At 48.2% G+C, this 13,533-nt stretch carries 9 protein-coding genes; 5 read left to right on the plus strand and 4 right to left on the minus strand.

Annotated elements, in window-relative coordinates; genetic code table 11:
- Nucleotides 1-13 precede the first annotated feature (13 nt).
- On the minus strand, nt 14-1,180 hold the full coding sequence (locus AB4114_RS24180) for an AMP-binding protein (protein ID WP_441990748.1): 1,167 nt from the start codon (nt 1,178-1,180) through the stop codon (nt 14-16).
- A 223-nt stretch (nt 1,181-1,403) separates the two neighbouring features.
- Between AB4114_RS24180 and AB4114_RS24185 the strand changes: the two genes are divergently transcribed.
- Nucleotides 1,404-2,270, plus strand: coding sequence for a YheC/YheD family protein (locus AB4114_RS24185; RefSeq protein ID WP_441990749.1), 867 nt, complete (start codon nt 1,404-1,406; stop codon nt 2,268-2,270).
- Between the two features lie 85 nt (nt 2,271-2,355).
- On the opposite strand, the gene AB4114_RS24190 is transcribed toward AB4114_RS24185, so the two are convergent.
- Genes AB4114_RS24190 through AB4114_RS24200 form a run of 3 tightly spaced genes read right to left on the minus strand, consistent with a single transcriptional unit; the run spans nt 2,356 to nt 4,984 of the window.
- Nucleotides 2,356-3,141, minus strand: coding sequence for an ABC transporter permease (locus AB4114_RS24190; protein WP_441990750.1), 786 nt, complete (start codon nt 3,139-3,141; stop codon nt 2,356-2,358).
- 3 nt (nt 3,142-3,144) lie between these two features.
- Nucleotides 3,145-3,939 carry an ABC transporter permease gene (locus AB4114_RS24195; protein ID WP_068671557.1) on the minus strand — a complete coding sequence of 265 codons (795 nt, stop codon included), beginning with the start codon at nt 3,937-3,939 and terminating at the stop codon, nt 3,145-3,147.
- A complete protein-coding gene (locus tag AB4114_RS24200) occupies nt 3,932-4,984 on the minus strand; it encodes an ABC transporter ATP-binding protein (RefSeq protein ID WP_441990751.1) in 1,053 nt (350 codons plus the stop codon). Before AB4114_RS24200 ends, AB4114_RS24195 begins: the two co-directional genes overlap by 8 nt.
- 231 nt (nt 4,985-5,215) lie before the next feature.
- On the opposite strand from AB4114_RS24200, the gene AB4114_RS24205 reads away from it, so the two are divergent.
- The 4 genes from AB4114_RS24205 to AB4114_RS24220 all read left to right on the plus strand — a co-directional run bounded on the left by AB4114_RS24205 (nt 5,216) and on the right by AB4114_RS24220 (nt 13,435).
- On the plus strand, nt 5,216-6,262 hold the full coding sequence (locus tag AB4114_RS24205) for an LCP family protein (protein ID WP_441990752.1): 1,047 nt from the start codon (nt 5,216-5,218) through the stop codon (nt 6,260-6,262).
- A 498-nt stretch (nt 6,263-6,760) separates the two neighbouring features.
- Entirely contained in the window at nt 6,761-8,104 is a 1,344-nt protein-coding gene (locus AB4114_RS24210) for a glutamate-1-semialdehyde 2,1-aminomutase (RefSeq protein WP_441990753.1), read from the plus strand.
- Nucleotides 8,105-8,623: 519 nt separating this feature from the next.
- Nucleotides 8,624-13,165: a glutamate synthase-related protein gene (locus tag AB4114_RS24215; RefSeq protein ID WP_441990754.1), complete on the plus strand. Its 4,542-nt coding sequence runs from the start codon at nt 8,624-8,626 to the stop codon at nt 13,163-13,165.
- A gap of 144 nt (nt 13,166-13,309) precedes the next feature.
- Complete coding sequence (locus AB4114_RS24220; protein WP_235549887.1) at nt 13,310-13,435, plus strand: DUF6254 family protein; 126 nt, start codon at nt 13,310-13,312, stop codon at nt 13,433-13,435.
- The last annotated feature ends 98 nt before the right edge of the window (nt 13,436-13,533 follow it).

Raw genomic sequence — 13,533 nt, forward strand, 5'->3', positions numbered from 1 at the left:
CGCTTCCCCTCCTTTACGTGTAAAAAATCTTTTTATTTTTTACGGAGGTGCGGTTCTGTGAATCCTCATAGGTGCCCCCGATAACTTGGATACCATCCAAAAGCTTCGCCTGAATCATCATGCCGATAGCTGGAATGCAGCTTTCCACATCCGCACGAATGCTGCTCAGAATGGCTGGTGTTGCCAGTGCACTGAAGACATAAACAGTCAATGCATTGCCACTAACCTGTACACGAACGCTGGCTTCACGCAGATGACGATAGACGACATCCTCGATGTCATAGATACTAATTTTCTCCCCATGTTTTAAGTCGGGGCCTATTCGCTTTACAATGCTCTGAAAGCTCTGCGTGGGAACGCCTTCGACATCAATGACTTTCAAATCACGCACAACATCGTAGGTGACATAACGCAGTGCAGGGAATGCGTCCCTTACAGTTGAGGTGAGGACCAGAACTTGCTCCAACTCATCCGGCAGCGGCTCCAAATCGCCTTCTAGCAGCTCTGCTTTGATCCCCTCTGCCATGATGCCCTCCACAAACAAATACCTACCATAATCGTGTGAAAAGTAGGCAATGGTCCCTATTTCGATCGATCCGTAAGTATCGGTGATATGCGTTTCGGTTATCCCCAGTCTTTCAGCCGTGCGTTGTCTCCATCCCGGCGAAGCAATCTCCCCAACTAGAATGACATGCTGGATGCCATAGCCCGCAGGATTCTCCGACGCTTGCATAATCCGATCCAAAATGGACGGCATCGTATACAGCACCTCGGGTCTAAAGCTTTGAAGCCGCTCAATATGCCCCTCGATCGGAAGCCGAAAGGATACCGATTCCACCTCCATGCCGAGCTCGCGAAATACCTCGACGGCCGTTGCCTCCGCGTGCCCCGTACCCATGTCTGCCATCGCAGTCCGATAACGTGCGCCTTCCAGAATAGTTCGGAAAACGTCCAGTTTAATTCGCAGATAAGCTTCTTCATCTGATTGGGAGTAAAAAATCGTCTTCCGCCGCTTCGAACTTGTTCCTGACGTTTGATACCGATTCATTTCCTCAACCTGCAGACATGGATTCGTATCAATGTAGTAATAGGATTCCAACAAGCCGGCTGACACTAGCGGTAGTTCAGCAAGCTCTTCCTGATCGTGTCCTGGCAGCAACCAAGGAAATTGCCGCTTCATCTTTTGTATAACTTCCTTTATGCGCATAGACGTGCGGCTCCTCCTCTCAGCTAACTGCACCTGTAGCCCAAATTCCACCTGACTACATATTCTATGCGCCCTTCTCGCCCATCGTTCTTTTTTCCTAATGGCCTAAATCATTTCCCTGTTCACCCGCCTCCAGTGTCGCTCATATCATATTGAAATAATGAAACGCCAAACTCGGTTAGAGAGGATCGTCACCATGACAAGTTCACTAAAGGCCGTTTCAAGCAAATGGATCAAAACACGCGTCATGCTTCGCAATGTAAAACTGCGCAAGCATGTGCCTATTACGCATCCTTTTGGTCGCAGTAGACTATCTGCCATGCTCACCCAGCACGGTATGCTCTATGTTAAACCCGACATCGGTTCCCTTGGGATAGGCGTTATGCGCGTTGAGAAACGAGGAGGAGTCTATCGCTATCAAAGCGGGGTGAACATTTACCGTTTTCCGACATTTGAAAAGTTGTACCAGTCCCTGGGGCACCGCTGCGGCACCAAGCGCTATCTCATCCAGAAAGGTATTCACGTGCTGACGCATGAGGGCAATCCCTATGACTTTCGTGTCATGATTCAGCGAAACCCCTCGGGGAAATGGGAATGTACGGGGACGGCAGCCAGGGTCGCTCACCCACAGAAAGCTGTCACCAATGGCAGTCAAGGGGGCACGATCTACAGTCCTCATGACCTCTTGGCACCCCGATTCGGTGTCCAAGCAACGTCTATTCTTACTCGCGAGATGGAAAGAATATCCTACCTAACCGCAGGTMAAATAAGCCGCTCCTTTCCCTCCATGAATGAACTCGGCATCGATATCGCCGTCGATCAACAGCTAAAGCCATGGATCCTCGAGGTGAACACGCGACCTGATCCCTGTCCCTTCACCAAGCTCGCGGATCAAACCATCATCCGCAAAATCGTCCGATTCGGCAGAGCCAATGGCCGCAAGTATGATTTGACTTGCTCGAAGGCGAAGAAGGCGCCGAAACGGCGAATTTCGACCGCGTCTATTGAGCAGTCGCTCCCAAGCGTAGAATCTCCTTCCGAAACAATTTTGGATAGTGAATGATGTTTTTTCAAAGTTTCTGCCAGCTAAATGATATAAGGCCGTCCCGCAAGGTTATTTACCTTGTAGGACGGCCTTATGATTAGAGCTATGAACCTGCACCGCGATAGCGCTTCACGCCAATGTTCCACACTGTGATGCCCAGCGCACTGAACGCAATACCAACCACAGGGGTTAGCAAAGCGAACCACTTCCAGTTGTCTGGATCAATGAAATAGGCGGCTGGATAAAAGCCAACAAAAGCAAACGGTAGTATCCATGTCAGAATACTTCTGAGCAGCTTATTGTAAATCGTCGCTGGATAACGACCATAGTTCTGAATGTTCCAAATCAATGGCAAGATGCCTGTTGGCGCGTCGGAGAAGAAGGCTAAGGAGGTCAGTGAGATGTATACTCCTGCATAAATAAGGATCGAGCCTACCACCATGACGATGAAGATCAGCGGATCATGCCAGTGGAACGGCAGATCCAACTGCACCCAGGAGTAGATCATAACGACCAAACCTGCCAATGCACTGAACATGGAAGCAGGATCGAGATTTTCGAGCATAAGCTGCCATAGATTATATGCCGGCCGCGTTAGGATACGATCCATTTCCCCTTTGACAATGTAGCGCTCGCTAAAGCCCCACAGATTAAAAAAGGAAATAAATATGCCATATGGGATCATAAAATAACCGTAGATGAACAAAATTTGTTCTTGATTCCAGCCGCCTAACGATTGCGTTTGCAGAAAGACGACAAGAATGAAGAATAGATTCAACCCATTGAACAACAAGTCGGACAGCACTTCAATCCAAAAATCGGATCGGTAGGTGAGCCTTGTTTTCATGTAGTTTTTGAAATAATCGAAAACGAGGGTGATATAGAACATGCGTTACCCTCCCTGTACGAATAGACGTGTTTTGGATTTTACCCACAGCACATAGATCGGAATAATAAGGAGCAGGAACCAGAGTACTTGTACGCCAAAGTTTTGGAGTATCGCGTTGCCCGTTATTTTACCGGTAAACACTGCGCTGGGTAGATAAGTGATCGCCTGAAAGGGCAGCCACTCCAGAATGGACTTGGACCATCCTGGGAAGAATGAAATCGGAATAATGAGCCCTGAAAAAAGGTCCACCGCTACGCGCTTCATGCGCATAAGGCCTTCATTATTTTCGAGGAAAAAGGCAAACAAACCCGTAATGATATTCAACTGCGTATTAATCAGAAAGCTGAAGAACAACATCACTAAGTAGATGACCCACAAGCTTGGATCTGTTGGGAACTGAATCGGAAGCAGAAGCCAGATCAGGATCATGCCAGGTGTCGTGAAAAGCAGAAGACGGAATACACCTTCACCTAAGCCTTGCATCATTTTCACAAAAATATAATTGTAAGGCCGGATGAATTGAATCGCTACGCTGCCGTCCCGAATCTCGTTCGCAATTTCACGATCTAAGTTATTGAAGTAAAAAGCACGGCCCATCCAGGAAATCGCCACATAGGTTGTCATTTGACCGAGGGTAAGACCACCGATGACAGCTTGATCGCCATAAATTGCTTTATATACGAAATAGTACGAGCCAATATTAAGCGCATAGATCAGGATCCCGCTGTAATAATTCACCCGATAAGCGAGCATCATGAGAAATCGCATGCGTATAACTTCTATATAAGCTTTATGCATGGATCGTAACTCCCTCTGGCTGATCAATCTCCAAACGTTTCACTTCGGCCGAGCCTGATTTATAAATTTCACGGACAATATCATCCGTATTCGTTTCATTAATCTTGATATCTTGGATTTGCAGCACGCCAACGACCCGGCTTAACACATCAGAGATATTCGCTCTTTCATAAGGAATGAACACCTTGGCGGATAGCTCATTCTCAAGCTGCCAAGCTACATCCAAGCCAAGAGTCAACTCTTGAAGTCGTGCTAACGTTGTTGGATGCTCGAACTGCAGCACAACTTCTTTTCCTTTGCCCCATCTGGCTTTCAGCTCTTCCAGACCGCCATCATAAATAATTCGGCCGTCATCTAGCATAATAACACGGGAGCATAATGCTTCGATGTCCTGCAAATCATGCGTTGTCAGCAGAATTGTCGTCTCGTATCGCTGATTGAGTGATTTCAGAAACTCGCGGATCTCTGTTTTTACAACAATGTCGAGGCCGATGGTTGGCTCATCCAGAAATAAAATTTCAGGATTATGCAGCAAGGAAGCCGCTAATTCACAGCGCATCCGCTGACCTAAGCTCAGCTTACGGACAGGTCGTGATAGAAGATCCGACAGCTGCAAACGATCGACGAGCTCGTCGAGGCGTTTTTTGTAATCGGCTTCGGACACACGGTACACCTTTTTCAACAGCTGGAACGACTCAACAACACCAATATCCCACCAGAGCTGGCTGCGCTGACCAAAAACAACACCGATCCCAGCGACGAATTTCTCCCGCTCTTTGAAAGGCACATAGCCATTCACTTTGATGTGACCGGACGTAGGTACGAGAATACCCGTCAACATTTTGATCGTCGTCGATTTCCCAGCACCATTTTCACCGATATATCCACAAATTTCACCTTTAGGAATCTGAAAGCTTATGTCCTTCACAGCTGTAATTTGCTTATACTCACGTTTGAATAAATCTTGCATGGCCCCCTTGAGGCCACCGCGGCTTTGCTGAACTTGAAATTCTTTGCGCAGCATTTGAACATCTATGGCTAACATGCGTCTTCCCCCCTGACTTCGTCGTCTCGGTTACAGATTACGGCAACATTCGTCACAACTTGCTATCGAAGTTTCGTAGCATCTATAATATGGATCATAATGATGTTTCATACAACCGTACAACAAGCTCATAATACCCCAATTCTGTAAGAAAAAAAAGTACAGATTAACAGGTATCTTATTTGCCTTTAAATATCGCTGCATTTTACCTTGGAGAGGAGCTTACATAGTATGAAAATCTTCAAACGGACCATGCTCCTGATCGTCATGCTGCTTTTGGTGGTCGCCGGCTATTATTCTTACGCCTTCTACAGCTTCGCTAATAATATCTCTCATAAATCAGACAATAGTGATGGAAAAGGTAGTGGAAGCACAAGCTTAATCCCGAGCAGCGTGTTGAAGGATGGAGATAAATACACACCACCGAAATGGGAAAGCAAGCAGCGGGTGAACATTTTGCTGTTAGGCGGCGATTCTCGTGGCATGGTGAAGAATGAGTTGCCAAGATCAGACAGTATTATGCTAGCCTCCCTCGATCCGGTCACGAAGAAGGCTCATCTATTCTCGATTCTGCGGGACACCTACGTGAAAATCCCCGGCGAAGGCGAAGATCGGATTAATACAGCGATTACGACTGGCGGTCCTAATTTGGCCATGAAAACCGTTAGCGATTTGCTTGGCATTCCCGTTCAATATTACGTGTACACCGACTTCAAAGGTTTCATCGCATTGATCGATGCGGTTGGCGGAATTGATATTGATGTGGAGAAGGATATGAAATATTCCGACTCCGAAGATGACCATGTGTACGACATTAATTTGAAAAAGGGGCAGCAGCATCTGGATGGCAAAACAGCCCTGCAATATGTGCGCTTCCGCCATGATGCCTTGTCCGACTTCTCCCGAACGGAGAGACAAAGAAAGTTCCTGACAGCTGTTGCGGCTAAAATGCAATCCACTTCATCGCTGATCAAGCTCCCGCGCATTCTAAATGCAATCGATCCGTATATTGATACGAATCTTAGCGTTACGGACATGCTCAAGCTTGGAAGCCTTGGTTATGAAGCCAAAGCTGACGGTATCATCACTTCACAGCTTCCCCCATCAGACTTACTGATGGAGAAAACAATCCGCGGCGCCTCTGTCATTACAGCGGATAAGCTGAAGCTTCAAAAGTATATGAAAGACCTTTTTGCGGGTATAGCTGAAGCTGATACAGGACCAACCAAGCCGTCACCTTCTCCAACGCCGAAGGTTGCTGGGAAAACGGTAAAATAGGAACATGTGAGAGCATAGCATGAAACACGGATAATAAGAGTGGGTATCCACTCTTATTTTTTGTATGAGCGAGCATTCGCACCGAGTGGAACGAATGCCTTATGGCCAGATTCCGTTACTTCAAAGCTGCTCACTAGGGTGGTATATAGCTTTAGAATATTATCGTTAATGACAAAAATGGAATTTTGTCATTCGTAATTTGTTAGCTGCCCGAATACGAATCGCCAAGACCCAAGGCTCTCCGATCCCATCTCAGATTCCGTCATTACGAACCTGCTCGCTGGGGCGGTGTATAGCTAATGAAAATTATCGTTAATGACAAAAATGGAATTTTGTCATTCGTAATTTGTTAGCTGGCCGAATTGGTGTGAGGGGTCTCGATGGTGCGACGGGGCCGATGGTCGCGATGGGCGATGCGTCCTCTCGTTCCCCTTAGCTTGACGCAAGCCGCTATTTAAAAAATTCAACCACTACTACATATAAAGGAATGATATCGTCATGGAACGCAAGCAATCCGAACTCCTCTATCAAGAAGCACTGAAACACATCGTCGGCGGGGTCAATTCCCCTTCCCGCTCATTCAAAGCCGTTGGCGGCGGCGCCCCCGTTTTCATGAAGCGTGCGCAAGGCGCACACTTCTGGGACGTAGACGGGAATCGCTTCATTGACTACCTCGCCGCCTATGGCCCGATCATTACCGGTCACGCGCATCCGCACGTGACCGAAGCGATTATCCGCGCCGCACAGAACGGCACGCTGTACGGCACCCCAACCGAACTCGAGATCGAGTTCGCCAAAATGCTGAAGTCGGCGATTCCCTCGCTCGACAAAGTGCGTTTCGTCAACTCCGGCACCGAGGCCGTGATGACGACGATTCGCGTGGCGCGCGCGTTCACGAAGCGCACCAAGATCATTAAGTTTGCCGGCTGCTACCACGGCCACTCGGATCTTGTGCTGGTTGCGGCCGGTTCCGGGCCGTCCACGCTAGGCACGCCGGACAGCGCAGGCGTGCCGGCAAGCATCGCGCAAGAGGTCATCACCGTGCCGTTCAACGACATCCCGGCACTAGAGGCCGCGCTTGCGCGCTGGGGTGAAGACATTGCCGCGGTGATGGTCGAGCCCATCGTCGGCAACTTCGGCATGGTCATGCCCCATGCCGGTTACCTCGAGCAGCTCTGCGCTGCTGCTCGCAAGCACGGCGCCCTCGTCATCTACGACGAGGTCATCACAGCGTTCCGATTCCATTACGGAACGGCACAGACCTATGATGGCCTCCCTATTCTAGAGGGAGGCCCCGCGACGGCGGCGCGCTTCGCCGCAGTCGAACCGGACCTGACGGCCCTCGGCAAAGTGATCGGCGGCGGGCTGCCGATCGGGGCCTACGGGGGCCGCAAGGAAGTGATGGAGCAGGTCGCGCCGCTCGGACCTGCGTATCAAGCCGGCACGATGGCGGGAAATCCCGCCTCCATCTCCGCCGGTATCGCCTGCTTGGAGGTGCTCCAGCAGCCGGGGGTTTACACCAAGCTTGAGCAGCTTGGTGCAACACTAGCGAATGGCATCTCCGAATCCGCCGCCCGCCATGGCATTGCCTTGACGCTGAACCGCATCGGCGGCGCCTTCTCTACTCATTTTTGTGATCATCCGATCACCAATTATGAGGAAGCGCAAGATACCGATGGCGAACGCTTCGCTGATTTCTTCCGACTTATGTTGGAGCAAGGCATTAACTTAGCCCCTTCCAAATACGAAGCTTGGTTCATGACCATTGCCCACACAGAGGCTGATATTGCTCAAACGCTCGAGGCTGCAGACCAAGCTTTCCAAATAATGAAAACACGCTGATTGTCCCAAAAACGAACTATGATCCTGTATGGATTATAGTTCGTTCGTCTTTATACCCTTACATGAGTTGTTAGAATTATACTTTTATTCACCAATATACAGAAAAGATAACGCTTACATTTGTGATTTGCGTCTGCAAGTATTGTCGGATGAACTTTTTCATGCTATTCTAAGATTACTTTTACCCTTTTAGAGAAATCGCTCGGTTTCACAGTATTTTCCTAGAAAGTTAGGGCATGATTTACAAATACTATGCGGATTTTTGTGTGTGGTGCCTTACTTTACTACGTGTCGATTTATGCCAATTTGCAAGAGTTATACCTCCTGTAAATTGGTATGATATTCAGTTATATTGCATCTTTATACATGATTATGCATATTTCGGATTTGAGCCACAATGTGGATTTTCCTTAGGAAATGCGATAGCTAGCAGTTTCATCGGTGCCAGAATGCAAGAAGCGAAAGCAAGAGGAGTTTAATTTTGTATGGGGGGTGACGGTCAGGCGACTGACCAGAGCAATGAATGAAATTATGCGTAATGAAGGCCGTTTTCAAGATCTACTAGGAACCGAACACGACAGCTGCGGTATTATTTGTATTATTGAGAAGAATGGTCATCCTTCCCGCGATAACATCCAAAAGACGATTGATGCCCTTGTAAAAATGGAACATCGTTCTGGATTTATCAATGGTGAAGGCGATGGTTGCGGTATTCTAACAGATATTCCACGTGCGCTTTGGGAAAAGAAGTTAACAGATGCGGGTCTGGACAGCAAACTTGCTTATGACAACCGTTTTTCTGTTGGACATATCTTTGTTCCACGCAAGTTGGATTTGACTGTTACTGAGATTCAAAACGGCATTCGTGAGCTATTTGCCTCCCATGATGTATCCATTATTCTAGAGCAAGAAAACCTAGTTGATAGCGGCTCCTTAGGCGCTAATGGTTTGCTCGATGAGCCTACGTTCTGGCAAATTGCAGCCATCAGCAATAAGACCGAAGGTCAAGTTGCCGATCACCTTTATGAACTGCATATTGCGATTGAAGATCGTTACAACGTGCATGTTGCTACACTTAGCAATGTAACATCTGCCTACAAAGTACTAGGTGCAGCTAGCATCCTACCTAAATATTTTAACGACTTGCGTGATCCTTTATTTGCGTCCCAAGTAACGATTGGTCATAACCGTTATTCCACGAACACATTGTCCAGCTTCTTCCGCGTTCAACCGTTCTCCCTTCTTGGACATAACGGCGAAATTAACACGGTGAAGAAACTTCGTCTTGAAGCTGACATGGTTGGCGTTCCGCTTGTAAGCGGCGGGTCTGACTCCCAAGACATGAACAGAACGATTGAAACGTTCATTCACCGTTTTGGATTGTCCCTTTTCGAAGCGATGGAAATGGTGTTCCCTCCTATTATTAATGAGATGAAACAGTTCCGTCCGGAACTTCAAGATCTTTATGTGTACTACCGTCAAGTATGGGGCCACTTTGCACAAGGTCCAGCAGGTATCGTTTCCCGTTACGGTAACGAGTGTATTTTCAGCGTAGATGCGTTAGGTCTTCGTCCTGTTTGGATGGTTGAAAGTGATACGTCCCTGTACTTCTCATCGGAGCAAGGTGTTATTACGGTTGGCGAAATGGTTGCTGATCCGAAGCCGATCGCACCAGGTGAGAAAGTCGGTGTTGTTCTAACACCAGGCGAGCACATTCAAGTGATTCCATATCATGAAGTTCAAACCCTCGTGTATGAGCGTGTAAGCAAGCGTGTAAATATTGGCGGTCTTCGCTCCTATTTGAACCCTGCTCAAACGAATACCGAAGCTGAGCTTAATGAGAATATTGTTACAACTGATCAAGTGTATAGTGCATTTGGTTGGGACCGCGACGGTATTTCACACATTGAATCCATGTCCGAAACAGGCGCTGAGCCAATTCGTTCATTGGGTCATGATTCCCCTCATGCCGCTCTTGCGTGGGAACGCCAGAACGTGCCTGACTTCATTAAAGAAAGTGTTGCTGTAGTAACGAATCCGGCTATTGACCGTGACCGTGAAATGGAGCATTTCTCTACACGTGTTATTGCAGGAGCTCGTCTTCCGGTATTTGCACAGGTGGATAGCAACCTTCGTCTTGAACTTCTTGCTCCTCTTGTTCTTGAAGGAACGAACGGTGTAGGCAGCGAAGAAAACCTATCTCAGCCATCATTCGAGCAATTGCTCGCACAATTCCGTGCACAAGGCGATAACAAAGTAGCTGTTCTTTCCACAACTTTCGCTAGAGGAACTTCGCTGAAAGACGGCTTGAACCAACTTGCAGCAGATGCAATCTCTGCAGCTCGCAATGGCTCTGTACTTCTCGTCTTGGACGATGCAGAAGCTCACCAAAACGACCGCTTGTGGCTTGATCCGCACCTTGCTGTTTCCAAAATCGATATCGCACTTCGTGCAGAGAAACTCGGTTTCGGCAACAACCTGCGCCGTCAAGTTACATTGATCCTTCGTTCAGCTGCTATTCGCAGTCTGCATGATATCGCGGTAGCTTGTGGTCTTGGTGCAGACGTGATCTCACCTTACTTGCTGTTCTCGACTGCTTCTGACAAAGAAGGCAACGCAGCAGCAGCGCGTAAAGTATACGCGGCACTTACGAAAGGACTTGAAAAAGTCATTTCAACTATCGGTACTCATGAGCTTCGCGGGTATACACGTTTCTTCTCCTCCATCGGCTTCCATCCGGAAGTTTCCGAGGTGCTGGATATCGTGAACTACCTTGGTAGTGAAAAAGCAGGTACTGGCTTTGCTCAGCTTGAAGCTGAAGCTGAAGCTCGTTACACAGATTTCATCAATCCGAAAGCGAAAGCAGCGAAAAACTTCCGTTTCTTCCAACGTATGTGGAAAGCGCTAGGCGATGCTGCATCAGGAGCTGCTCCTTACAGCGACTACCGCGACAAACTGCGTGAAGAAGAGAAGAAGAACCCGATTTCCATTCGTCACATTGCGGGCTTCAAAGCAATCAGCGATGGCCGTCAACCACTCGATCCGTCGCAAGTTGATATTTCCATTGGCGGTCATTCCTTGCCGATGTTGATCTCTTCGATGTCCTTCGGTTCACAAAATGAAACAGCTTTCCGTGCCTACGCTGAAGCCGGCGAACGTCTGAACATGGTTACCATGAACGGCGAGGGCGGAGAGATTAAAGATATGCTTGGCCGTTACAAAAGAACGCGCGGAGCGCAAGTCGCTTCCGGACGTTTCGGTGTTAACATTGAGCTTGCTAACGCAGTAGCTTTCCTTGAGATCAAAATCGGTCAAGGGGCAAAGCCAGGTGAAGGCGGTCACTTACCAGGTTCCAAAGTTACAGCGAAAATCGCTGAAGCTCGTAACGCTACAATCGGTTCAGATTTGATCTCGCCGTCCAATAACCACGATATCTACTCCATCGAGGATTTGGCGCAAATCATTTCCGAGCTTAAAGAAGGCAGCGGTCGTAAAGCCAAAATCATCGTAAAAATTCCAGTTGTTCCTGGTATCGGTACGATTGCGGTTGGTGTTGCTAAAGCTGGCGCTGACGTTATTACGCTTTCTGGTTTCGACGGCGGTACTGGTGCGGCTCGTATTCACTCCTTGACGCACGTTGGTCTTCCTACGGAGATTGGTACGAAGCTTGCTCACGTTGCTTTGATTGAAGCTGGTCTTCGTCACCGCGTTGAGCTATGGTCCGATGGCGGTCTGAAATCAGGCGCTGACGTTGTTAAAATGGTTATGCTAGGTGCGAACCGTGCAGGATTTGGTAGTATCGCTATGCAATCCATCGGTTGTACAACATGTCGCGGTTGTCACCTGGACACTTGTCACGTTGGTATCGCAACACAAATCGATTCCATGGAAGAAGCCGAAGAAAAAGGTCTTCGCCGTTTCGTACCGCGTCAATTCGATCTAGCTGTAGACAGCTTAGTTCGTTTGTTCGGTTCGATGGGTGAAGAAGTACGTGAAGTCGTTGCTTCCCTTGGTTTCAAAAGCCTACAAGAACTTGTTGGCCGTTCTGATCTTTTGGAACAAATCAGCCACATCGAGCGTATTGATCTGTCCGACATTCTTCGCCCAGCTCCACTTCAGTTCATCTCTGAAGAGACAAGAGCACTTGAAGAAGCAGCAGTTTCGTCCGATATCCGTATCGCGGCTGGTGCAGAAGGCTTGGAATTCTTCCCAGATTCCGTTTCGTTCGATGGTCCTGTCGTTCGCAACTGGTCCAAAGTGGATGCCGAGTCCCGTATCCTTGGAACTCGTTATTCCAGCCATCGCGTAAGAGACCGTTTCAATGGCAGCTACGATGAGCTTCCATCTGTTGCACTTAACTTGATCGATGGTTCCGTTCCAGGTAACGGTCTTGCCGCATTCAACGCGCGTGGCGTAGACATTACTGTACACGGCGGTGCTGAAGACGGTCTTGGTAAAATGGCCTTCGGTGGTAAAGTAGCTATCGTGAAATCACTTGGCAAAAACAATACCTTCATCAATGGTAGCGTTGGTAAATCATTCGGTTACGGCGCTCAAAAAGGTTTGTTCTTGATTCAAGGCAGCGCAGATACTCGTGCATGTATCCGTTTCTCCGGTGCTGACGTTGTATTCGGCGGCGAGATCACAACACCTCTACAAGATGAGCTTGGTGGTCTAGCCGCTCGTGCGAACCTCAAAGGCTTCGCGTTCGAGTACATGACAAACGGCCGTGCCGTTGTTATGGGCGATCCAGGTCCATGGATCTGTGCAGGTATGACAGGTGGGGTTATCTACCAACGTCTAGTGCCAGAAATGGGTCTTGATCAAGCAGCTATTGAACGTCGTATCGCTAAAGGCGCTAAAGTTAAACTTGAGCCTATTGGCCTTCAAAGTAAAAAAGATCTAACTGAATTGCTCACGGCATACCACGCTGAGCTTGCGAACTCCGGTCAATCCGAAGCCGCAGCGAAAATCGAAGGTTTGCTAAGCAATCTAGAAGCTAACTTCATCCGGATCTCCCCGGTCAACATGCAAGCTGACCAATCCGTTGCTACAGAATAGTATCGTTGCACACAACTCCACCAGACCTTCATTGGTCTGGTGGAGTTTTTTCGTAAAAGCAAGTGTAATGGTTGCATAAAATATAGTCATCTATCGCATTTTATTAGTGCAACACCATCCGCATGCCACAGGAGGTTTTCAGCTATGAGCCACTCGAAGCGCCGCCAAGAAGCTGCATGGAAGGGTCGTAAACAAGCTCAACATCCACCACATGGTAAGGTGAAAGCCCTGGCCGAATTCGCCAGCGAGTATGATGCGGAAAACAAGTAGTTAGAATTTCCCCCTCTCCTCCCACACGTTAGAGGGACCAACACAAAGAGCCCGTTCGACCTATTTCTAAGGAAATACGGTCTTCGGGTTCTTTGTGT

The sequence above is a fragment of the Paenibacillus sp. 2RAB27 genome (assembly GCF_052115445.1).
GTDB lineage: Bacteria > Bacillota > Bacilli > Paenibacillales > NBRC-103111 > Paenibacillus_E.